Origin of the sequence: Nitratireductor arenosus (assembly GCF_009742725.1) — a bacterium.
Lineage (GTDB): Bacteria > Pseudomonadota > Alphaproteobacteria > Rhizobiales > Rhizobiaceae > Mangrovimarina > Mangrovimarina arenosa.
Window position 1 is genome coordinate 1,389,533 of the sequence record NZ_WPHG01000001.1, and the last position, 20,496, is coordinate 1,410,028.

At 63.8% G+C, this 20,496-nt stretch carries 27 protein-coding genes; 12 read left to right on the forward strand and 15 right to left on the reverse strand.

Annotated elements, in window-relative coordinates:
* Window positions 1-134: 134 nt before the first annotated feature.
* The 3 genes from trpS to GN330_RS06630 all read left to right on the forward strand — a co-directional run bounded on the left by trpS (window position 135) and on the right by GN330_RS06630 (window position 2,497).
* A complete protein-coding gene (gene trpS / locus GN330_RS06620) occupies window positions 135-1,202 on the forward strand; it encodes a tryptophan--tRNA ligase (protein ID WP_156711812.1) in 1,068 nt (355 codons plus the stop codon).
* A gap of 125 nt (window positions 1,203-1,327) precedes the next feature.
* Complete coding sequence (locus tag GN330_RS06625) at window positions 1,328-1,819, forward strand: universal stress protein (RefSeq protein WP_156711813.1); 492 nt, start codon at window positions 1,328-1,330, stop codon at window positions 1,817-1,819.
* A 108-nt stretch (window positions 1,820-1,927) separates the two neighbouring features.
* Complete coding sequence (locus GN330_RS06630) at window positions 1,928-2,497, forward strand: NifU family protein (RefSeq protein ID WP_156711814.1); 570 nt, start codon at window positions 1,928-1,930, stop codon at window positions 2,495-2,497.
* Window positions 2,498-2,596: 99 nt separating this feature from the next.
* Here GN330_RS06630 and GN330_RS06635 read toward each other — a convergent pair whose 3' ends face one another.
* On the reverse strand, window positions 2,597-3,214 hold the full coding sequence (locus GN330_RS06635; protein ID WP_156711815.1) for a L,D-transpeptidase: 618 nt from the start codon (window positions 3,212-3,214) through the stop codon (window positions 2,597-2,599).
* 274 nt (window positions 3,215-3,488) lie between these two features.
* On the opposite strand from GN330_RS06635, the gene GN330_RS06640 reads away from it, so the two are divergent.
* The gene (locus GN330_RS06640) at window positions 3,489-3,989 is read left to right on the forward strand and encodes an MmcB family DNA repair protein (protein WP_156711816.1); all 501 of its coding nucleotides are present in this window, start codon (window positions 3,489-3,491) and stop codon (window positions 3,987-3,989) included.
* A 47-nt stretch (window positions 3,990-4,036) separates the two neighbouring features.
* Here the strand turns inward: GN330_RS06640 and GN330_RS06645 are convergent, their stop codons facing one another.
* The 5 genes from GN330_RS06645 to GN330_RS06665 form a co-directional block, all read right to left on the reverse strand.
* Window positions 4,037-4,450: a DUF1801 domain-containing protein gene (locus tag GN330_RS06645; RefSeq protein ID WP_156711817.1), complete on the reverse strand. Its 414-nt coding sequence runs from the start codon at window positions 4,448-4,450 to the stop codon at window positions 4,037-4,039.
* A 118-nt stretch (window positions 4,451-4,568) separates the two neighbouring features.
* The gene (locus GN330_RS06650) at window positions 4,569-4,790 is read right to left on the reverse strand and encodes a hypothetical protein (RefSeq protein WP_156711818.1); all 222 of its coding nucleotides are present in this window, start codon (window positions 4,788-4,790) and stop codon (window positions 4,569-4,571) included.
* Between the two features lie 48 nt (window positions 4,791-4,838).
* Window positions 4,839-5,249 carry an SRPBCC family protein gene (locus GN330_RS06655; RefSeq protein ID WP_156711819.1) on the reverse strand — a complete coding sequence of 137 codons (411 nt, stop codon included), beginning with the start codon at window positions 5,247-5,249 and terminating at the stop codon, window positions 4,839-4,841.
* Complete coding sequence (locus tag GN330_RS06660) at window positions 5,246-5,569, reverse strand: ArsR/SmtB family transcription factor (protein WP_156711985.1); 324 nt, start codon at window positions 5,567-5,569, stop codon at window positions 5,246-5,248. The genes GN330_RS06655 and GN330_RS06660 overlap by 4 nt, the downstream gene beginning before the upstream one ends.
* Window positions 5,570-5,823: 254 nt before the next feature.
* Complete coding sequence (locus tag GN330_RS06665) at window positions 5,824-7,446, reverse strand: CHASE domain-containing protein (RefSeq protein WP_197435058.1); 1,623 nt, start codon at window positions 7,444-7,446, stop codon at window positions 5,824-5,826.
* A 233-nt stretch (window positions 7,447-7,679) separates the two neighbouring features.
* On the opposite strand from GN330_RS06665, the gene GN330_RS06670 reads away from it, so the two are divergent.
* Window positions 7,680-7,877: a CsbD family protein gene (locus GN330_RS06670; protein ID WP_156711821.1), complete on the forward strand. Its 198-nt coding sequence runs from the start codon at window positions 7,680-7,682 to the stop codon at window positions 7,875-7,877.
* Window positions 7,878-8,001: 124 nt separating this feature from the next.
* Here the strand turns inward: GN330_RS06670 and GN330_RS06675 are convergent, their stop codons facing one another.
* The 3 genes from GN330_RS06675 to GN330_RS06685 all read right to left on the reverse strand — a co-directional run bounded on the left by GN330_RS06675 (window position 8,002) and on the right by GN330_RS06685 (window position 10,138).
* The gene (locus tag GN330_RS06675; RefSeq protein WP_197435059.1) at window positions 8,002-9,015 is read right to left on the reverse strand and encodes a sensor histidine kinase; all 1,014 of its coding nucleotides are present in this window, start codon (window positions 9,013-9,015) and stop codon (window positions 8,002-8,004) included.
* Window positions 9,016-9,076: 61 nt separating this feature from the next.
* Complete coding sequence (locus GN330_RS06680) at window positions 9,077-9,241, reverse strand: DUF1328 domain-containing protein (protein WP_156711823.1); 165 nt, start codon at window positions 9,239-9,241, stop codon at window positions 9,077-9,079.
* A 102-nt stretch (window positions 9,242-9,343) separates the two neighbouring features.
* The gene (locus tag GN330_RS06685) at window positions 9,344-10,138 is read right to left on the reverse strand and encodes a response regulator (protein ID WP_156711824.1); all 795 of its coding nucleotides are present in this window, start codon (window positions 10,136-10,138) and stop codon (window positions 9,344-9,346) included.
* Window positions 10,139-10,281: 143 nt separating this feature from the next.
* Between GN330_RS06685 and GN330_RS06690 the strand changes: the two genes are divergently transcribed.
* Both GN330_RS06690 and GN330_RS06695 read left to right on the forward strand, forming a co-directional pair.
* Entirely contained in the window at window positions 10,282-10,497 is a 216-nt protein-coding gene (locus GN330_RS06690; RefSeq protein ID WP_156711825.1) for a NepR family anti-sigma factor, read from the forward strand.
* Window positions 10,494-11,057 (forward strand): RNA polymerase sigma factor, encoded by a 564-nt coding sequence (locus tag GN330_RS06695; RefSeq protein ID WP_156711826.1) that lies wholly within the window; start codon window positions 10,494-10,496, stop codon window positions 11,055-11,057. Before GN330_RS06690 ends, GN330_RS06695 begins: the two co-directional genes overlap by 4 nt.
* Here the strand turns inward: GN330_RS06695 and GN330_RS06700 are convergent.
* Window positions 11,054-11,431, reverse strand: coding sequence for a response regulator (locus GN330_RS06700; RefSeq protein WP_156711827.1), 378 nt, complete (start codon window positions 11,429-11,431; stop codon window positions 11,054-11,056). The two genes, GN330_RS06695 and GN330_RS06700, sit on opposite strands and share 4 nt — an antisense overlap.
* Before the next feature lie 153 nt (window positions 11,432-11,584).
* On the opposite strand from GN330_RS06700, the gene GN330_RS06705 reads away from it, so the two are divergent.
* Window positions 11,585-12,343: a Crp/Fnr family transcriptional regulator gene (locus tag GN330_RS06705; RefSeq protein WP_156711828.1), complete on the forward strand. Its 759-nt coding sequence runs from the start codon at window positions 11,585-11,587 to the stop codon at window positions 12,341-12,343.
* Between the two features lie 111 nt (window positions 12,344-12,454).
* Here GN330_RS06705 and GN330_RS06710 read toward each other — a convergent pair whose 3' ends face one another.
* From GN330_RS06710 to GN330_RS06730, 5 genes are all read right to left on the reverse strand, one after another.
* Window positions 12,455-12,703: a hypothetical protein gene (locus tag GN330_RS06710; RefSeq protein ID WP_156711829.1), complete on the reverse strand. Its 249-nt coding sequence runs from the start codon at window positions 12,701-12,703 to the stop codon at window positions 12,455-12,457.
* Window positions 12,704-12,792: 89 nt separating this feature from the next.
* Entirely contained in the window at window positions 12,793-13,305 is a 513-nt protein-coding gene (locus tag GN330_RS06715) for a Dps family protein (RefSeq protein ID WP_156711830.1), read from the reverse strand.
* A 120-nt stretch (window positions 13,306-13,425) separates the two neighbouring features.
* Window positions 13,426-13,809 (reverse strand): hypothetical protein, encoded by a 384-nt coding sequence (locus tag GN330_RS06720; RefSeq protein ID WP_156711831.1) that lies wholly within the window; start codon window positions 13,807-13,809, stop codon window positions 13,426-13,428.
* A 47-nt stretch (window positions 13,810-13,856) separates the two neighbouring features.
* Window positions 13,857-14,546 (reverse strand): class I SAM-dependent methyltransferase, encoded by a 690-nt coding sequence (locus GN330_RS06725; protein WP_156711832.1) that lies wholly within the window; start codon window positions 14,544-14,546, stop codon window positions 13,857-13,859.
* A 459-nt stretch (window positions 14,547-15,005) separates the two neighbouring features.
* Window positions 15,006-15,950, reverse strand: coding sequence for a LysR family transcriptional regulator (locus tag GN330_RS06730; RefSeq protein ID WP_156711833.1), 945 nt, complete (start codon window positions 15,948-15,950; stop codon window positions 15,006-15,008).
* Window positions 15,951-16,296: 346 nt separating this feature from the next.
* On the opposite strand from GN330_RS06730, the gene GN330_RS06735 reads away from it, so the two are divergent.
* The 4 genes from GN330_RS06735 to GN330_RS06750 are packed head-to-tail and all read left to right on the forward strand — an operon-like array spanning window position 16,297 to window position 20,455.
* Complete coding sequence (locus GN330_RS06735) at window positions 16,297-17,343, forward strand: amidohydrolase family protein (protein ID WP_197435060.1); 1,047 nt, start codon at window positions 16,297-16,299, stop codon at window positions 17,341-17,343.
* Window positions 17,344-17,390: 47 nt separating this feature from the next.
* Window positions 17,391-18,302 (forward strand): branched-chain amino acid transaminase, encoded by a 912-nt coding sequence (locus GN330_RS06740; RefSeq protein ID WP_156711835.1) that lies wholly within the window; start codon window positions 17,391-17,393, stop codon window positions 18,300-18,302.
* A gap of 17 nt (window positions 18,303-18,319) precedes the next feature.
* On the forward strand, window positions 18,320-19,477 hold the full coding sequence (locus GN330_RS06745) for a M24 family metallopeptidase (RefSeq protein WP_156711836.1): 1,158 nt from the start codon (window positions 18,320-18,322) through the stop codon (window positions 19,475-19,477).
* Between the two features lie 3 nt (window positions 19,478-19,480).
* Entirely contained in the window at window positions 19,481-20,455 is a 975-nt protein-coding gene (locus GN330_RS06750; RefSeq protein ID WP_156711837.1) for a hypothetical protein, read from the forward strand.
* The last annotated feature ends 41 nt before the right edge of the window (window positions 20,456-20,496 follow it).

A 20,496-nucleotide genomic window follows, 5' to 3' on the forward strand; every position in this document is an offset into this window, starting at 1 on the left:
GTTCGGGGCGTCCGGCCGACGCTCCGGCACCATATCCGGCTTGAAAGCGCGCCCGGCCTCGTTCATAAGCGCCTCGCATTCGCGATGCCCTCGCCAGACACGAGGCCCTCCACAAGCCCCGGAGACCAACAGCCATGTCGTCCTTCAAGCCGCTCGTCTTTTCCGGCGTCCAGCCGACCGGAAACCTGCATCTCGGCAACTATCTCGGCGCGTTGCAGAAATTCGTGGCGCTGCAGGATAGCCATGACTGCATCTATTGCGTCGTCGACCTGCACTCGATCACCGCTCAGCTCGTCCATGACGACCTCGCCGGCCAGACCCGCGCCATCACCGCGGCCTTTCTGGCTTCCGGCATCGATCCGAAAAAACACATCGTCTTCAACCAGAGCCGGGTGCCGCAGCACGCCGAACTGGCCTGGGTCTTCAACTGCGTCGCCCGCATCGGCTGGATGAACCGCATGACGCAGTTCAAGGACAAGGCCGGTAAGGACCGCGAGAACGCTTCGCTCGGCCTGCTCGCCTACCCCAGCCTGATGGCAGCCGACATCCTGGTCTACCGCGCCACCCACGTGCCGGTCGGCGATGACCAGAAACAGCATCTGGAACTCACGCGCGATATCGCCACCAAGTTCAACAATGATTTTTCCAAGCGCATCGCCGAGCGCGGTCTCGGGGTCGAGATGGCGATGGGCGAGGAGACGGTCAACGGCTTCTTCCCGCTCACCGAGCCGCTGATCGAGGGGCCGGCCACGCGGGTGATGAGCCTGCGCGACGGCACCAAGAAAATGTCGAAATCCGATCCGTCGGACCTGTCGCGCATCAACCTGACCGACGACGCAGACGCGATCGCCAAGAAGATCAAGAAGGCCAAGACCGACCCGGAGCCGCTGCCGTCGGACGTCGACGGGCTGGCCGCCCGCCCGGAGGCGGAGAACCTGGTCGGCATTTACGCCGCGCTGTCGGGCATGTCGCGCGCCGCGGTGATCGGCGATTTCGGCGGCAAGCAGTTTTCGGTCTTCAAGCCGGCCCTGGCCGAACTTGCGGTCGACAAGCTGGCTCCGATCTCCGCCGAAATGCGCCGGATTTCGGCCGATCCGGGTTTTGTCGACGGTGTCCTGCGCGATGGCGGCGAACGCGCCGGTGTACTCGCTGAACAGACGATGAAATCCGTGCGCGCGATCGTCGGACTGCTGGGCGACTGATACGGAGGCCGCGCCGCTGCGGGCGCCGGGACGACCCATGCTTCAGGGTCCGTGAAGGCATGTCTTGCCGTGCCTGGCGCCTGATGGCAGATTGCGCCCCGGGCATGGTGCTCCGGGATGACTGAATGGTTTCGAAACGACTGAGCCGCGAAGCCGGCCATCGGCGTAAATTCCTCGCGATCGTGGACGAGACGCCGGAATCCGAGCGCGCCGTCGCCTATGCCTCGCGCCGCGCCCAGGCCACTGGCGGGGTGCTGGTGCTGTTGTTCGTGATCGAGCCGACCGATTTCCAGCAATGGTTCGGCGTCGAAAAGATCATGCGCGAGGAGGCGAACGCCGCCGCCACCGCCGCGCTCGACACGGCGGCGCGCCGGGTGCGCGAGCAACTCGGCATCGAACCGGAACTGGTGGTGCGCGAGGGCGAGCCGGCCGAGGAGATCCACAAGCTGATCGAGGAGGACCAGGACATCGCCATCCTGGTGCTCGCCGCCGGCGCGGCCAAGGAGGGACCCGGTCCGCTGGTGTCATCGATCGCCGGCAAGGGCGCAGCCTTCCCCATCCCCGTCACCGTTGTGCCGCTGAACCTCAGCGACGCGGATATTGAAAGCCTGGCCTGAGAAAACTTTTTCGTCGCACCTGCGCGTTGCGGCCCGGTCATCGCTTGATCAAACCGGCCGCTGCCACTATTTAGAATAATTCAAAACTGGAAAGGCTGGAGTCCCGCCATGTTCATTCAGACCGAGGCGACCCCCAATCCCGCGACGTTGAAATTTCTACCCGGCGTGGTGGTGATGAATGAGGGCACCGCCGACTTCCGCGACGCCGGCCAGGCGCGCGAAGCGTCTCCGCTCGCCGGGCGTCTGTTCGAGGTCCCCGGCGTGACGGGCGTGTTTTTCGGCTACGATTTCGTTACCGTCACCAAGGACGGACCCGACTGGCAGCATCTCAAGCCGGCCATTCTCGGCACGATCATGGAGCATTTCATGTCCGGCCAGCCGGCCATGGCGACGCCGGCCGCCGGCGCCGAACCGGTCGAGGAAGGCGAGTTCTACGACCAGGCCGATGAGGAGATCGTCTCCACCATCAAGGAACTGCTCGATACGCGGGTGCGCCCCGCCGTGGCGCAGGATGGCGGCGACATCACGTTCCGGGGCTTCGAAAACGGTACGGTTTTCCTGCATATGAAGGGCGCGTGCGCCGGCTGCCCGTCCTCGACCGCCACGCTCAAGCACGGCATCCAGAACCTGCTTCGCCATTTCGTGCCCGAGGTACAGCAGGTCGAGCAGGTCGTCTGACAGCACCCCGGTGCTTGGCCGCCACATTCACGATCAAAAAGGCCGGGTTGCGAAACCCGGCCTTTTTTGGACGTCCGTGTTGCCTGGACGGTCCGCGGGCTATTTGACGATGACCTTGGCGCCGATGTCGGTCCGGTCGTAAAGATCGATCACGTCCTGATTGATCATACGGATGCAGCCCGACGACATCGCCCGGCCGATCGAGGCCCATTCCGGCGTGCCGTGCAGACGGTAGCCGGTGTCGCCGCGCTTGTTATGCAGGTAGAGCGCGCGCGCGCCGAGCGCATTGTTGAGGCCAGGCGGCATGCCGCCGGCATATTTGGCCAGTTCCGGCTGCCGCTTGATCATCGCCGCCGGCGGCGTCCACACCGGCCATTCCCGCTTGGCGGCGATGCGCGCCGTGCCGCTCCATTCGAAACCCTCGCGCCCGACGCCGATGCCGTAGCGCATCGCCTTGCCCTCGGGCATGACGAAATAAAGGAACTTGTCCGAGGTATCGACGATGATCGTACCCGGCTTTTCCTTCGTGTCGTAGCGCACGATCTGGCGGTGATATTTGCGCGGGACCTTGCTGATCGGGATCGACGGCAGGCTGTAGCCGGCGTCGCGCTTCGATCCGTAGTCCGACGTGAACACCCGGAAGGACGTACTCGTACACCCGGCCAGGGCGACGACCAATGCCAGCCCGGCGGCGGTTACAAATGATCTGATTGTCATGCTCACGATCCGCGCGTTCCCCACCATGCGCAATTGCGCCCGATTCAAGCCATGTTTATGCCACGTTCGTTAAACTGCTATCAAGCATGTTTGCCAAGTCGGGAAACGCGCCCGACCCGCCTTGAGAAGCATTTGTGTGCGCAATCATTGCATTTCGGCAACATTTTCACACGGTTGTGATAGAAAATTGCCGGTCGGCTTGTCCTGTCGGGAGTGAATGGTCCCCTACGCTTGGCCGGTTTGCGCGCCGGCACGATCATGGCATTGTGCCGCCATGCCGATCGTGACCCCCGTCCCATCCAACCCGCTGGCCGACGGCCGCCAGTCGCACAACGCGCTTCTCGTCAGGCGCGGCGTGCAACGCATGCTCGCCCAGATGAGCGCGCATGTCCTGCCCGAATTGTCGTTGGCCAGCGGCCGCCGGGCCGATCTGGTAGCGATAATGCGCAATGGCGAATTCTGGATTATCGAGATCAAATCATCGGTGGAGGATTTCCGGGTCGACCGCAAATGGCCGGACTATCGGGCCCATTCCGACCGGTTCTTCTTCGCCACCCATCCCGAGGTGCCGGCGTCGATCTTTCCGCCCGAATGCGGTTTCATCCTCGCCGATGGCTATGGCGCCGAAATCCTGCGCGAGGCACCCGAGCATCGGCTGGCGCCGGCGACCCGCCGCGCGCTGATGCTGCGTTTCGCGCGCGCCGGCGCGGCGCGGCTGACCAATGCCGAACTGGCCGGGCTGAGCGTGCCCGTGCTCGACGGCGAAAGCGATTAGCGGATGACGGGGGTGAATGGCCGGGCCAGCGGGCGGCCCGGTTCTCTTCATGCCTTCTTGCCGCCATGTCTGGTCGCGCCTGTGGAAGCGTTTTTCTTCAATTTGGTCCAGTTATAGTCGATGGCCGCGCGCACCAGTGCCGTCAGCGCGGGCGCATCGATGCTGTCGCCCTCGAAAAGGTCGATCGCCCGCCTTGCATTGCCTTCCAGCCCCGCATTGAAAAGCGCGTCGGGATCCGGCAGGCCGGCCCCGTGGGCGAAGGTCAGCTTGACCTTGTTCTTGTGAGCGTTACCGACCGCGATCAGCCCGTCGCGCGACCAGGTCGGGCTGCCCATCCACTTCCATTCCTCGACGATCTCCGGGTCGGCCTCCAGAATGGCTTTGCGGATTTCGGCCAATGTCCTGCCACGCCAGTCGGCGAGGTCCGCGATCATCCGGTCGATACGTTGCGATGGGTTCATTGGATAATCGTACCTCGAAGTTCCGTTGCGGACCTGTCGCCTGATATTCAGTCGCCCGACCGCCTCGCGGATGGACCGGGCGTATGCGACATCGCGCTGCCAGCCGGGCCCGTCGCGTTCACGCCGCGCCACGCCTGCCGCGCCATTTGGCGGCGTAGGGCAGCACGAACATATACAATCCGGTCGGCAGCAGCAGGAAGAGCGGAACCAGCACCAACAGGTACACCCAGAAGGCCGGCTCCTGCCCGCCGCTCATGGCGTATATGTTGACGAGGAAGCCTGCTGTAAAGGCGATCGACAACCAGCGGTGCAATTGTCTGATCCATATGCTCCAGGCCAAGGAAACCTCCTTTTTGAAGATGTACGCTAGCGGGCCGGTCGGCGGTTTTCAGTCGAGCCCTTCCAGCACCCGTTCAAGATTGGCCAGAAACCGCGGCCACCCCGCCTTGGCGCCTCGATAGTAGGATTGCTGCTCGGGCCGAAAGCCGGTTTGCTCCATACGCAGCCGTGTGCCGACCGATGTCGGTGTGAGGCTCCAGGTGACGATACTCGTAAGATCCTTGGTGTCCCAGGTGTAGGACAGCGTCCGGTTGGGCTCGATAGCTTCAACCTGGCAGGCGACGGCGCCCCAGTCGGCGCGCAGACCGAAGCGGTGGCCCAGGACAGGCGAGAAATCGTTTGTCATCAGCCACTCGGCGATCAGGTGCGGCTGGGTCAGCGCGCGCCAGATCTTTTCGGGCGGATGCGGCATCTCGCGCTCGACGACGATGCTTTGCGTGCCCGTCGCGGTGTCGCTCATTGGTCCATCCTTTCGAGCAGATCTTCGAGGTCGTCGAACCGGCTTTGCCAGAAGCCGGCCATCTGCTGTGTCCAGTCGACGAGCGGGGCAAGCGCGCCAAGCTGCGCGCTATAATGCGTCTGGCGACCCTCGTGGCGATCGCGCACCATCCCTGCCCGCCGTAGAACGCCCAGATGTTTCGAGACGGCCGGTTGCGAGACTCCTGCCCGAGCCGTCAGGGTTTTGACCGTCTGCTCCCCGTCGCGGCACAGCCGCTCGAAAATCGCCCGACGGGTCGGATCGGCGAGCGTCTTGAAAAGAATCTCGTACGGCTGTGGCATTTCAATTGATAACTCATTGGCTATTGATCGCATCAATAACTATCGGGCTATGCGCTTGTCAAGCCGGAGCTTTTGGCGGCATTATCCTGGAACAGGGGCATTGAATCTATCATGCTTCGCTGTTTATGCGTCGCGTATCGCCGGTATCGGGTGCGAATGGTCGTGGCGAAACGTTTCGTGGTGCGGGGGCGCAACGCCTTCGCCGTCAACCCCGCTCGACAGGGCGCGCCGGCCCTACGGACGACCGGCCGGCATCATCGCCGCGATCGGCGGTACGGAACCGTTATCGTGACCGAAAACCCGGCCTCGCCATAGCTGCGCTCGACGCGGCCGCCGAGTTCACCGATAATGTTGGCGTCGATAAGGCGGCTGCCGAAGCCGCGGGTTTCCGGTTCGTGGACGGCACTTTCCGTCTGTTCGGCCCATATCAGGCGCAGCAACCGGCTGCGGGGCGGTCCTTCGACGCGCCATGTCACTTTCAGCCGCCCTTGCCGTTCCGCCCCCGAGCCATATTTGAGCGTGTTGGTCGCCAGCTCGTGGAAGGTGAGCGCGAAGGCTTGGCTCTGTTTTTCGTCGAGCTCGACGGCCGGGCCGGCGACACGATCCTCTCCCAGCGCCTCGCCGAACACCTGGTCGAGTTCGGTACACAGCAATTCGCGCAGATCCGCCTTTTGCCAGCGCGAGCGCGTCAGCATGTCCTGGGCATTGGCCATGGCCTGCAGGCGGGCGGTGAAGGAGTCCGAAAACTCCTCCACCGAGGCCGCCCGCGCGCCGGTCTGGCGCGCCATGGCCAGGATGCGGGCGATCGCGTTCTTCAGGCGATGCTTCATCTCCTGGAGGATCAGCTCCTTTTCCTTAACCGCTTGCTCGGAAAGCGCATGAAGCGCGTGCGCGTTTTCGACCGCCCTGATCTGCCAGCGGGCCGAGGCGGCGATCGCGGCGGCCAGAAGCAGCGAGATCGCGCCGACGATGAAGGTGTAAAAATTGGTCCGGCCGCGCAGGAAGCCGGGACTCTCGTGCATTCTCAGTGTCCATTGCCGGCCGGCGACCTCGATCGAGCGGCTGATCATGTACTGGGCGGACGTCTCGTCGCTGCCGAAAGCCTTCGAGCGATAGAGAGACCGGGCGTCGTCGCCGGTCGTGTCGGTCGTCTCGACCTCGACCGGCAGTTGGTAACTCGTGTTGAACGCGGCCACGTGCAGGTCCCCGGCCCGGAACGGCGCGTAGACGAAGCCGGCATGGTCGTCGCGCGGGCCCGCGCCCTGCGCGGCTTTCGCCGGCAGGGGTAGGTAGACCAGGAACCCGGCCTGCTTCTGGTTGGTGATTTCCTGCACCAGTTCCACCGGTGCGCTGGCGCGCGGCTTGCCGCTGGCCATGGCGCGCTCCATCGCGTCGCGTCGCGTGGTCTCGGCATACATATCGTAGCCGAGAGCTTCGCGGTTGCGCGCGTCCTGCGGTTCCAGCAGGATGATCGGCGCGCGCAGCTTTTGGTCGGTCTCGGGCCTTACGACGCGGGCAAGGCCGTAATTGCGCTCGATCTCTCGGGCGATCTCGACATCGTCGGCCGGCGTGGCCAATCGTGCGAAGCCGATGCCGTGGATACCGTCGAACTCGCCGTCGAGATCGAGCCCGTTGACGAACCGGGCGAATGCCCGCTGGGTGACCTTGCCCCCATTTGCCTCGAAGAACGACATTGTTGCGACCAGAAGGGCGATATGCTGATTAACGCGGTTGCTGATGCGGTCGACCGCCTCGTTGGCGATGACCTCGAAACGGGCGCGGTTGGCCGCTTCCTCGGTCCGGTAGACTGCGGAGGCGACGCCGGCTCCGACCAGGGTGACCAGGAGAAAGGCGATTAATGGCAGGTATCGTTTCACGTAATGCATCCGCGTTCGCAGCCGGTGAGTGTTAGCATCGTTACAGGCCGCTGCAACGGCTTGATTCTTGTCGGGTCCCTGCCGGTCCCTTCATGCGCGCCGAACGCGGCGTTTTTCGGCCACGCTGTTCTGGCCAGTCCATTTCGACGTCGGCGGTGGAACCGCGTCGCCCGCCGGGCGTTTTAAGGACGACGATCACACGGTCGATTGTCAAACGAAAAAAGGAGACTGGCATGAACTGGAATCAGGTTGAAGGAAACTGGGAGCAATTCAAGGGCAAGGTGCAGGAACAGTGGGGCAAACTGACCGGCGACGACCTTGATGTAGTGGCGGGAAACCGCAAGCAGCTCGCCGGTAAGCTGCAGGAACGTTACGGCAAGGCCGAGGCAGAGGCCGAACGCGAAATCGATGATTGGCTGGGTCGCCACTGACCGGGCACCGCCACCGGACGCACGCGGGCGTTTCGGTTGCTCAGGAGCGGACCCGGTCGGGTCCGCTTTTTTGCGCGCGGAATCCCGTCGGCGACCGTGGTCCGCCACGTTCGCGCCCATCGCTTCAATGGTTCGCATGTAGCGGAAAGGTCAGCGTGTAGGAAATGATGCCTTCCACATCGCCGTAGCGCGCCGTTCCGTCGAGCGCGGACGGGGCAATGCGATTGAGGACGGCGCTGCCGAAGGCATCCTGTTCCTCTTCGTTGTCGGATTGGATGTCTTGCAAATTCCGAAGCTCTCGCCAGTCGATCGATGCCGTTTCGACACCGGCCTTGTCGGTGACCGTGCATTCGAGCTGGATACGCGGCGTACCGCCATTCAGCCGGGACGCCGCCAGAGCGTTGACGATCAACTCGTGCAGGGCCAGGCCGACATGAACCGTCTCGTTCGGCGACAGATTCGGATTGTCGCCGCTGAGATGCATTGCCTTGGCGACGTCGCGAAAATACTTGGCGCCCTGCTGATGGGCCAGATCGCGGAACTTGGCGCCACGCCAGCTCGAATCGGTGATCAGGTCCTGCGATTTCGACAGCGAGTGCAGCCGGCCGTAGAAATTGGGCAGGAAACTGGCGAGCGACCCGGACGAGCGCGCCGTCTGCGAGGCGATGCTCTGGATGATCGCCATCAGGTTCTTCGATCGGTGGCTGACCTCGCGCAACAGGCTTTTCAGCACTTTTTCGCGCCGGCGTTCCTCAGTCAGCTCCGTCACGGTTGTCAGGATCGCGATATCCGCGCCGTCAGGATAGGATTCGATGAAAAACTCGAAAAAGCGCCCGTCCGCCCTTTCGGCGTGGACGCGCTCTGCATTGCCGCTGTTGCGTACCCTGGCTTTGGCCTCGTCGAGACGCCCGGCGAACTCGGCGCCGTAAATGTCGACGTCCCGCGGTTCTGACCGGTCGGGCAAAGCCCAGCTATCGGGAAGATTGGTAATGAAGACATACCGACCGCGCGCATCCTGCAGGGTCAGGCAGACGCCCGAACGCAGAAGCGCGGTGACCAGATGTCCCTGGAATTTCTGGCCATCCTGATCCGGCCGTTCCCAGTTCCGGCCCGTTTCGTCGGTCTCTTTTCTATTCAACGCCATTCCCCGCAGACGGTCCGGCCACCCATGTCGCGGCCGGACCGGTTTCGGATCGGTCTCATGTCCGCCTAATGAAGCTCGCTACCAATGAAATAACCAGCAAGATCAGGAACAGATAGAACAAAATCTGCGCGATTCCCGTTGCGGCACCAGCGATGCCCCCGAAACCGAGGACGCCGGCGATGATAGCGATCACGAGAAAGACCAGGGCATAATAAAGCATAGACGTTCTCCTTCGAATTGGCCGGAGAAGAAACGGCTCTGGTCGCGTTATGTTCCGCTGAACGCGTTGAAATTATTGTCAACCTGGCTCACGAAGTCGCTATCACGCGGCGGCTTCGGCATTTTCGTTGAAAAACAGCGCCTGGCTGATCAGTGCCTTGAGCATCTGCGGATTGAAGGGCTTTGTCATCAAAAAGGCCGGTTCCGGTCGCTCGCCGGTCAAAAGGCGCTCGGGAAAGGCGGTGATGAAAATCACCGGCACGCTCGCCGTCTTCAGGATGTCGTTGACGGCGTCGATGCCGGAGCTGCCATCGGCGAGCTGGATGTCGGCAAGCACCATTTTGGGATTGCTGCTGCGGTAGAGCGTAACCGCCTCGCCATGGGTGCGCGCGATGCCCGTCACCGTGTGACCGAGCTCTTCGACGATCTGCTCGATATCCATCGCGATCAGCGGTTCGTCCTCGATGATCATGATCTCAGTCGCCATCTGGCGCGAGATCTCGGTGGCGGCGGCTTCGAGCAGGACGCCAATCTCGGCTTCGTCGAGATCGAGTATCTCGGCCGTCTCGGAGGTTTTGAACCCCTCGACCGCCACCAGGAGATATGCTTGGCGCGCCACCGGCGGAATCGTGGCCAGGTTGGACGCGGCGCGCTGCTCCCAGGCGAACGGCGACTGCGGCGGTGCTATCTCCACCGTGGTGGAACCGAAAACGGTTGAAAAGAGTTTATAAAGGGCAACCCGGTCGCTTGAGGTGTCGGGGAAGGCGGACACATCCGCGATCAAGGCTTCGAGCACGGCAGCGACATAGGCATCGCCCGAGGTCTGCGAGCCCGTTACCGCGCGCGCGTAACGCCGCAGCAGTGGCAGGTGGGGGGCGATGCGGGTTGAAAGCGACATCGTGACGGGTCTCCCTTGTCATGACATTGGTTGGGCGTTCAAAGTGCTGGTCAACGCATGATGAACAAAAAAGTTCCCGGTAATGGAACTTTTTGTCGGCTTTTGCATTTTAGATCGAACCAGGGCTTGGGAAACCGTCGAAAATGAAGGAAAGAAAAAAGATGCCGGCAATCGATCCAGTGCAAGCCGATTTTGCCGGATCGTCTGAAACGGGCGGTCGCATATCGTTGAAATTGCGTGAACTTTACGACTCCATCAAGGAGGAGACGGTCCCCGATCGGTTCCTCGACCTACTTGAGAAACTGGACGAGGCCGAAAAATCGGCTTCCACCCCGATGGGAAGAAAGGACCGCAGATGAGTTCTTCTTCCAGCGAGGAGCCGGCTTTTAAACGCGAACTGCTGGCCTCACTGCCCAATTTGCGGGCTTTCGCCGTTTCGCTCATCGGTCGGCATGACCGGGCTGACGATCTCGTGCAGGACACGATAATGAAAGCCTGGGCGAAACAGGACAGCTTCGAGCCCGGCACGAATTTGAAGGCTTGGCTGTTCACCATCCTGCGCAACGAATTCTACAGCCAGATGCGCAAACGCGGTCGCGAGGTGCAGGACACCGACGGCGTCTTCACCGAAAGGCTGTCGACCCATCCGGCCCAATACGGCTCGCTCGACCTCGCCGATTTCCGCAAGGCGCTGGCGGAATTGCCCGACGATCAGCGCGAAGCGATCATCCTGGTCGGCGCGTCCGGCTTCGCCTATGAGGAAGCAGCCGCGATCTGCGGCTGTGCTGTCGGCACCATCAAGAGCCGTGTCAGCCGGGCTCGCCAGCGCCTGCAGGAGCTTCTGGCGGTATCCGGCGAGGCCGACTACGGGCCCGATCGCGATTCGGCATCGATCGTCTCGCGCGCATTCGCCGGCTAACAGGGGGTGGGGCGCCTGGCAGGCAGCATGGCGGTGACGGACCGGGTGATCTGTGCTGAGGGAAAGGGTTTCAGCACGACCGGCCATTCTGCAAAGCCGTCAACGCCGTCGCGGTCTTCATCAGAGGTGGAGGTAAACACCACCGCGCCGCCGGCTGCGCGCGCGGCAGCCACTAGCCTCTCGGTCATTGCCCGGTCGTCCTGGACCTCGATCACGACGATGTCGAAACGTCGCGCAAGCAGCATATCGTGGCCGGTCTCCGGCGTCGCCGTCTCCACGGCGCAGCCGAGTTCCTCGGCCAGGATTTGCGCCGTATCGAAGGCTATCAGATATTCCGAATCGATCACCAGAATGTTGGTCTTTTGGTCGGGCAAGGCATATGTCCAGTTTGTTTTCGGCCTCACCACGAACGACGGTCAGCCGGTTTTTGACCGTTTCAACTGCCTCCCGCGGCGCGCGATGTCATTTAAAAAAGACACGGTTGCGGGCGATATCGGTAAGGGTGCGTGCGCAGTCAGCGGGGTTCCATGGCAAAAAACGGCAAGCTGAGTGCCCCGCGGACGAAGTGTTCGGCCTGTCCGCTGCGCAAACGCGAGCATTTTCGCGACTTCGCGGTGGATGAACTTGACTTTGTGTCTTCCTTCAAGACGGGAGAACTGACGGCCGATGCCGGGGCGACCATCCTGGTCGAAGGAACGCATAGCGCTCATCTGTTCACCGTTCTCGACGGTTGGGCCTTCCGCTACAAGATCCTCGATGACGGGCGTCGCCAGATCCTGAATTTCATCCTGCCGGGCGATCTCGCCGGACTTCAGGGCTCGCTGATGGGGGAAATGCAGCATTCCGTCGAGGCGCTGACACCGCTGACCCTGTGCGTATTCGAGCGCGGGCGGCTCGGATCGCTGTTTTCCGGCTATCCCGACCTCGGGTTCGACCTGACATGGATCGCGGCGCGCGAGGAACGCATCCTGGACGAGCATTTGCTCAGCCTCGGCCGACGCTCCGCTCTGGAGCGCGCGGCCTACCTGCTCGCCTTCCTCAATCGGCGCGCGCGCTCTGCCGGCCTGTTCGACAACGGGCGCAAGAAGATGCTGCCGGTCTCGCAGCAACATTTCGCCGATACGCTTGGCCTGTCGATCGTGCATACCAACAAAACCTTGCGCAAGATCGCGGCGCGCGGGCTTGTGCGCTGGCTCGACCGCGGCTGCGAGGTTCTGGACGAAGACGGACTGTGCAAGATCGCGGGCTGGACGGATTCCACCTCAGGCAAGCGCCCGTTCATCTGACCACGAAACGGCCTACTGGGCGCTGGCAAACGAACGGCCCGACGGCGACCGGAAGGTCATCGTCGGGCCGTCGACAATCGTCGTCGGGGGGCTGATAGCCGCGCCGACGGTTCAAAGCGTCGCCGCGCCTCCGTCCTCGCGCGAAACGGTCTCCACGCCGAGCCGCTGCAACGCCAACTCGATTTCGTGCAGGTCGTCGTTCAGGCCGTCATCGGGGATCATGTCGGCCTCGGACGCGGCGCGCTGCCTGTCGCGTGCCTCGCGGCGCAGCGTCTCCAAGCGTGAGACGCGCTCGTCCCGGCTCAGCTTCTCGTCGGCCATGATCTCGCGTAGTTCGGTATGCATCGATGTCTCGGTCATGATGTGCCTTCCCTAGAGTGTTCGGCCGGCGTCCTCCAAACTGGTTGCGTGGGCAAGGATAAGCCGGCAAGCACCGCCGACGCGCCGGCTCAGTCTGCGACCGTCGCCCGCAGCATCCAGATCGCCTTTTCGTGGAAAGTGAGGCGCTGTGTCAGCATGTCCTCCGTCACCACGTCGTCGGCGTCGCCGGCCTTGGTCGCCGCTTTGCGCAATTCGCGCGTCGCCGCCTCATGGTCCCTGATCAGGTCCTTCATCATGCCGATCGCCGACGTATGGTCGACATCGTCGGAATCGGGCGCAAAGCTCGCGGCCTTGCCGAGCCCGGCCGGCGCGAGATGGCCGAGCGCTCGGATGCGCTCCGCAATCACGTCGGCCGCCGAAAACAGCGCGTTGTAGTGATCCTCCGTCAGCTCATGCAGCGGCTTGAACAGAGGCCCAACGACGTTCCAATGATAGAGGTGACTTTTGACCGTGAGCTTGTATGTCGATGCGAGGATCGATGTAAGGGCTTTGGCCATCTCGGCGCGATAGGCGTCTTTCAGGCCGGTATTGATCTTTTCCTCATGGGCTTCCGGTTTCAGCACCGTGGCGACTTGGGCCATGTCCGTCTCCTTTGTTGAATGACGCAAATCGCGCGAGTGCGGTTTGCGAAAGGGGTTTAAAGGTCCGGTCGTCAAGCGCCGGCGGCGTATCGCCCGGCGCCCGACGCGACCGTCAGCTTGTCACGAGCGCCTGGCGGCGAGTGCGAGCAGGAACCCTGCGCCGACCGCGAGGCCGAGCGCGCGCAACGGACTGCGCTTCACGCTCGCTGTGAGCTTGCGTTCGAGAAGGTCGATGTCGGTGCGCAGCATGTTGACGGCTTCCTTAGGCAGCGCGGCGATCGCCTCGCCGGTCTGGACCGCACGGCTTTTTGCCGCATCGGCCTTGCGCGTCCCGAGGGCACCGATGGTTCTGGTGAGTTCGGAAATGTCCGTTTTCAGTTGCGCGATCTGTTCCTCGATCTGTTCGGCCGAGGGCTGCGCGGAGCCGTTGCCGGTTCTGGTGGCGGCTGTTTTCGATTGTGCCATGTTGTGCCTCCTTTCGCCTTGCAAACGTCCGACCGACACGAATGTTCCGAATGGACGGAGGCCGGATGGCGGCGTGGGTGGCGTGGCTAGCCGGCGACCGGTTTGCAGACCATGACCAGCGACAACGGCTCGCCGCCATCCGCGTCGAGCGGCTCGGCGATCTCGACCAGGGCGAGCCCGGCCGCGCCGAGTTCGCCGGTCCAGGACGAAAGCGTGCGAAAATACCAGGGCATCGCATCCCAGGCTTCGTCTCCCAGACCGGTAAAGGTTTCTTTTCGCCAGCCGTCGCGATAGCCCTCGGCGGGGCGGCTCCGCCAGGGGTGCAGCGTCTGGATGACGATGGCGCCGCCCGGTTCCAGCACATGCGTCAGTGCCGAAAGCAGCGGCGAGACCGCCTTGCCGAAAAGCGCGAAATTGCATGCGATCAGGTCGAACGGCCCCGGCAGGCGTCCAGGCTCGGCGACGATCGCCTGATAGGAAAGATGAAGATAGGCCGAGCCGGCATCGAGGCGCCGCGCGGTCTCGACCAGATCGCCGCTTCCGTCGACGCCGACGACCGTGCAGCCAACGGCTTCGACGAGCGCGCGCGTGAGCCAGCCCTCGCCACAGCCGAGGTCGAGCATGCGTCGTGGTCGCAGTCGCGCGACAGTCTCCACCATCGCCCGGTCGGTGCCGGCCCGCCTGCTTGCGATCCGGTTTTCCGCGATCGCCCGCGACCAGTGCCCGGCATTGCGCTCCCAACTGGTCGCGATCTCCGTTTCCCGATCGTCCGTCATGCGAAAATCCCGATGCGTCCTGCACCCGCATAGGACGAAAACCCGCGCCGTTCCGCAAGAGGTACACTGGTCTTGCAGCCGATGGCGGCACCATCCAGATCGCCATCGCGGCGAGAACGGTGCCGAAGACGAGGTTGATCGCGCCGGCACTCGACTGGTGGGGCAAGCGTGGCGGCGTCGCCGATCACAACCGTCACCGGCCAGGTCGCGACATGGCAGCCTGTCGGGGCGGGTAAGGGGGTGGCCCGCCCGCCGAAGCGCGCACCGCAGGCGCCACAAAGCATATTGCCCGGGTGGGGCTGTAGGCGAGCGGGACGAGAAAGGCGACAAGCACCGCCGTCAGTTCGAACATGCCGGCTCCCGCGACGGGCACAGCCGCGCGGTCAGCCGACCCCCGCGCGGCCTCCTGACGCCCCGGCGTGATCGGGACCGTGTCGGGTCCGGAAACGGCCCCGGATCTTACGGAGCCGTCGGCTTGATCAGAGATTGCACCGAGCCGGTGGCGGGCGCGACGACCTTGCGGAGCTCCGACAGGACGAGTGTCGCGGCGGGCAGCAGGGGCCGGGCCGCGCGCCGCAGCACGCTCAGATCGCGAAACGCGGCCGGCACGTTGACGTCGATTGACTGCAGCAGACCGCTTTCCTCCTCGCGGCGGAACCCCATGGCGGGCAGCATGGTCAGGAAGTCCGAGGAGGCGACGGTCAGTTTCAGCGTGTGCACGGAGTTGGCCGACACGCTGGCGCGCGGAGGCTCCATCCCGGCGCGCAGAAACATTCTGCGCAGCTTGAGGAGGATGGCGTTACCCTTTTCCGGCACAATCCACGGATAGGCCAAAAGATCGGCGATGGCGCACCGTCCGGCCGCGGTGATCGGATGGCCTGGGCGGCCGACCACGAACATCTGCTCCCTCAGCAGGTCCGTGGCGGCGATGCTTTCGCTGTTTTGAGCCGGCATGGCGCTGGCGATGGCGAAGTCGACATTGCCGTACTCGAGCTCGGCAACGAGCTGGCTGCTTGCCGCCTCGACGACATGAATCTGGATGTCGGGCGATTTCCGCAGCGCGTTGTCGAACACCGGAGGCAGCAGATAGCTCGCCGCGCTTGGTACGATGCCGATGCGCGCCACACCCCTGGCCGCCCCCTTGAGAAGGTTCAGGTCCTCGATCGTGCGGTTGGCGTCGGCGCGCAGGATGCGCGCGTGCGGAACGAACGCGTCGCCGAACGCCGTCAGATCCATACCGAGCGTGTGGCGGACGAACAATTCGCCGCCGAGCCTGTCCTCGAGTCGTTTGAGGGCGCGGCTCAGGGCCGGCTGGCTGACCGCCAGTGCCGCCGCGGCGCTGCCGAGACTGCCCAACTCCGCGACTTTCAAAAAGTAGGAAATCTCTCGTAGATTCAAGTCCATGCGGAATAGTCATGGCTTGTGCGGCAAATTGCAAGAGCCGGCGCGCCGGCCCCGCGACACGAAGCCATGCGCAAAAGGTATGAGCGCGGGGGCAAAACGCATTAGGCAGCGTGCCGGCTTTCCGACATACTCGATAAAAGCATAAGAAAAAACAACGTCAAGTTTATTTTGGCGAAGGGAGCCTAATTTGCCGATTATTTATGACAATTGCCGGATTATCGATGGTAATGGCGGAGATTTTCAAGGGCATTTTGTTGTAGAATGCGGGGTTATTTCTTCAATTGCCAAAGGATTTCCTACGCAGGCTGATGCGTCGCTTGAGCGACGCGATCTCGGCGGGCGGACGGTGCTGCCGGGCTTGATCGACTGCCACGTTCATTTGCGCAATGACGGTGTCGCCGATCCGCGCGCCCAGGCCGCCGCCGACACCGACGCGGTCGCGGTGCTGCGCTCGGCGCGCAACGCCCGCCGCACGCTGGAGGCCGGGGTGACGACGATCCGCGATTGCGGTTCGCGCAACGGTATCGATTTCGCTCTGCGGACGGCCGCCGCCCAGGGCCTGTGCGTCACGCCGCGTCTCGTACTCAGCGGCGTGATGATCTGCATGACCGGCGGGCACGGCTGGAGCCTCGGTCTGGAGGCGGACGGGGCCGACGGCCTACGCCGCGCTGCCCGCGGCCAGTTGAAGGCGGGCGCCGACAACGTCAAGCTGGTGGCCAGCGGCGGCATCCTGACGCCGGGTTCCGAGATCGGCGCGCCGCAACTCGGTATCGCGGAGATGGCGGCGGCGGTGGAGGAGGCGCACGCCGCCGGCAAGACATCCTGCGCCCATGCCCACGGCACGACGGCGATCAAGAACGCGATCCGGGCCGGTGTCGATTCGATCGAGCACGGCTACCTGATCGACGACGAGGGTATCCAGATGATGCTCGAGCGCGGTACCTATCTGGTGGCGACCTCGTCGGCGGTGCGCAACGTTGTGCGCCACGGCGTGGCCGCCGGCATCCGCCCCGAAGTGGTGGCCAAGGCCGAGGCGGCCATCGAGCGCCATATCGACGGGTTCAAGCGCGCCTACAAGGCGGGCGTCAGGATGGCGATGGGCACGGATTCGGGCGTGCCCTTCACCGATCATGGCAACAATCTCGACGAACTCGTCTACCTCGTCGAGATGGGCGTCCCGCCGATGGAGGCGATCTCGATCGCCACGCTCAACAGCGCCCGGCTTTTGCGTATGGACGACCGGATCGGCAGCCTTGAGGCAGGCAAGCGTGCCGACTTCGTGGTCGTCGACGGCGATCCGCTGGCCGATATTTCGATCCTGCAGGACAGGTCCCGTATCCGGCTCGTCGTGATCGACGGCGACGCCGTCGTGGACAGAAGCGTCGCCGGCTGAGGCCGGCCATCTCCCGAGACCAAATACGACAGACCGGAGTATACCCGATGGAGAAAGCCGACAAGATTTGGGTCAACAAGGAGGTGGTCCCGTGGGACGACGCCAAGGTCCATCTCGTCAGCAACACGCTGCATTACGGTTTCGGTGTGTTCGAAGGCATCCGCTGCTACAAGACCGAGGATGGCCCGGCCGTCTTCCGCCTGCGCGAGCACCTCGCGCGGCTGGCCAATTCGGCCGAGATCCTCGGCTTTCAAGTTCCCTATTCGGTGGACGAACTCGTCGCGGCCACGCGGCAGATCATCAAGGCCAACGCCTTCGAGCAATGCTACATCCGGCCGCTCGCCTATATCGGCGAGGGGGGTATGGGGCTGGCCTACGAGGAATGCCCGGTGAATGTCGCGATCGCCGTCTGGTACTGGGGCGAGTATGTTGGTAGGGGGACCATCGAGAACGGCAGCCGGGCCCGCGTTTCGACCTATTCAAGACACCACATCAATACCAACATGTCGAAGGCCAAGGCGTGCGGCAACTACATGCTTTTTCAAATGGCGCGCACCGAGGCGCGGCGCGACGGTTATGACGAGGCGCTGCTGCTCGATGCCAACGGACATGTCGCCGAAGGCTCGGTCGAGCACATCTTCCTGGTGCGCGAGGGGAGCCTGGTGACCCCGCCGCTCACCCACCTGCTCGCCGGCATCACCCGCGAAACCGTCATCGTTCTGGCCCGCGACATGGGCCTGGAGGTGCGCGAGGAACTGTTTTCGCGCGATTACGTGCTGACCAGCGACGAGGCGTTCTTCGTCGGCACAGGGGCGGAAGTCACCCCGCTTGTGGAGCTCGACCGCCGCAGGATCGGCGACGGCAAGCGCGGTCCGATCACCAAGCGGGTCCAGGACGCCTATTTCGATACGGTCTACGGGCGCAGCAAAAGCCGCCCGGAGTGGCTGACATACGTGTAAAGGAGGCGAGCGGCCGCATGTCGACGATACCGTCAGACGAGTACACGAACCGGGTCGCCCGCGCCCGCGCGCTGATGCGCGAGCACGGCATGGACGGGCTGATCGTTACCGATCCGGTGCATTACGGCTACTTCACCGCCCACAAGGTGCCGGGCTGGATGAAGTCGCGTCCCGCGATCCTCGTGCTGCCGCTCGAGGGCGAGCCGGCGCTGATCACCTGGTCCGGTCCGGAGATGTTCTCGCGCCTCTACCACATGCCCTTTCCGTCATGGGTGGAGGACCGGCGGATCTATCCGGAAGTCCCGTTCACCACCGCGCCGCGCGTCGATTGGGGCATTGCCGACATCGTGCGCGAACGTGGTCTGGCGGGCGGTCAACTCGGCATCGAGCTCGGGCGCGAGACCTGGCTCGGCATTTCGCTGGTCGACTACGAGCTGTTGCGCGAGCAGTTGCCGCAGGCCCGCTTTGTCGATTCCGGTCCCGTCCTGTGGGGATGCCGGCTGATCAAGTCGGAATGGGAAATCGACTGCATGCGCGAGGCTTGCGCCATCGGCGGCAGGGCCTGGCAGCGCGTCTTCGAGGCGTTACGGCCCGGCATATCCGTGCCCGAGGTCCAGCGCCAGGTGCTGGCCTTCTACGCCGAGGAGGGTGCCGACCTCAGTTCAGAGCCGCCGATGGTGTTTGGCGCCACCGGTGCCGGACGGACCTTCCAGAAGGGTGACATTCTTTACATCGACGGCGGCTGCAGTTTTGCCGGCTATAAGATGGACATCACCCGTCGGGCGGTGTTCGGCAAACCGTCGGCGCGTCAGCTCGCCGAACATGACGGCATGTGGAACCTGCTCAACGAGATTATCGAGCGGATGGTGCCGGGAATGCCGGTGCGCGAATTGTTCGAATTTTCCCAGACGCGGCTCGCCGCGCGGCCGCAATGGCGCAACTATTCCGACCACCCCGCCAAGCGTATCGGTCACGGCATCGGCCTGGAGAACGAGCCGCCGTCGATCTCGGGCACCGACATGACCGTTCTGGCCGAGAACATGGTGCTGACGCCCGAACCCAAGATCGAGAGCGAGGATGGCCTCGTCAATCCGGAAGAACAGGTGGTCGTGCGGGCCGCGGGACCCGAGATCATGTCCGACATCCCCCATTGGCGACTATTTGAGGTGCATTGAACGGTGACGACGATCCGGCTGCTCAGTGAAAATGACGTCCGCTCGGTCGGGTTGTCTCTCGACGAGACCCTGCGCTTGACCGAGCAGGCCTATTGTCTCGATGCCGAGGGCCGGGTCGAAGTGCCGACCAAGATCGGCGTCCATCCCGACTACCCCGGTTCTTTCCTGCATGCCATGCCGGCCTGGGCGGATGGCACTCGGGCGCTGGGCATGAAATGGGTTTCGTATTTCCCGGGCAATTTCGACCGCGGCCTGGCCGATTCCACCGGCATCATCGTCCTCAACGATCCCGATCACGGCCATCCGGTCTGCATCATGGAGGGGATGTATGTCACCTTCCTGAGGACGGCGGCCTGCGCGGCCGTGGCGGTACGCGCGTTGATCCGGCGCGACCCTGAAACGCTGCTTCTGGTCGGGTGCGGCGGGCTCGGCAAATGGTCGCTCCGGGTGATGGCGGCCGCCTTTCCCTCGCTTCGCACGGTCTACGTGTCCTCCAGACGCGCTGAGACGCGCGAGCGTTTCGCCGCCGACATGGCCGGGGAGGGACCGTTCTCCGTCGTTGCCGTCGAGGACATTCGCGATGTCGGGCCGCAGAGCGACATCGTCGTGTCGTCGGTCCCGCCGGGCGAGGCACGGCCGGTAACGGCCGATTGCCTGGCGCCGGGCAGTTTCTACGTGCCGCTCGATCTGACCAATGCCTGGCACGACGACGTGCCGGGCGCCATGGACCGTATCGTTGCCGACAATCCGGATAATCTGACCGGGCTTTTCGCCCGCGCGCGTCCGCGCGCAGCCTTCGATCCGGCGCGGGTCGAGCGCTTGCAGGAGATCGTCGCCGGCGGAGGCGCCAGGGCCGACCCGGCCGCGCGCACGCTGGTCGGTGTGTGCGGCATTGCCAGCACGGATGTCGTGATCGGCTGGGAGATATTCAGGCGCGCGGCCGCCGCGGGGACGGGCACATTGTTCAAGATGACCTGAGGAGGATCGGCGCCACGCCGCGCCGCGATACTTGTTGCAAA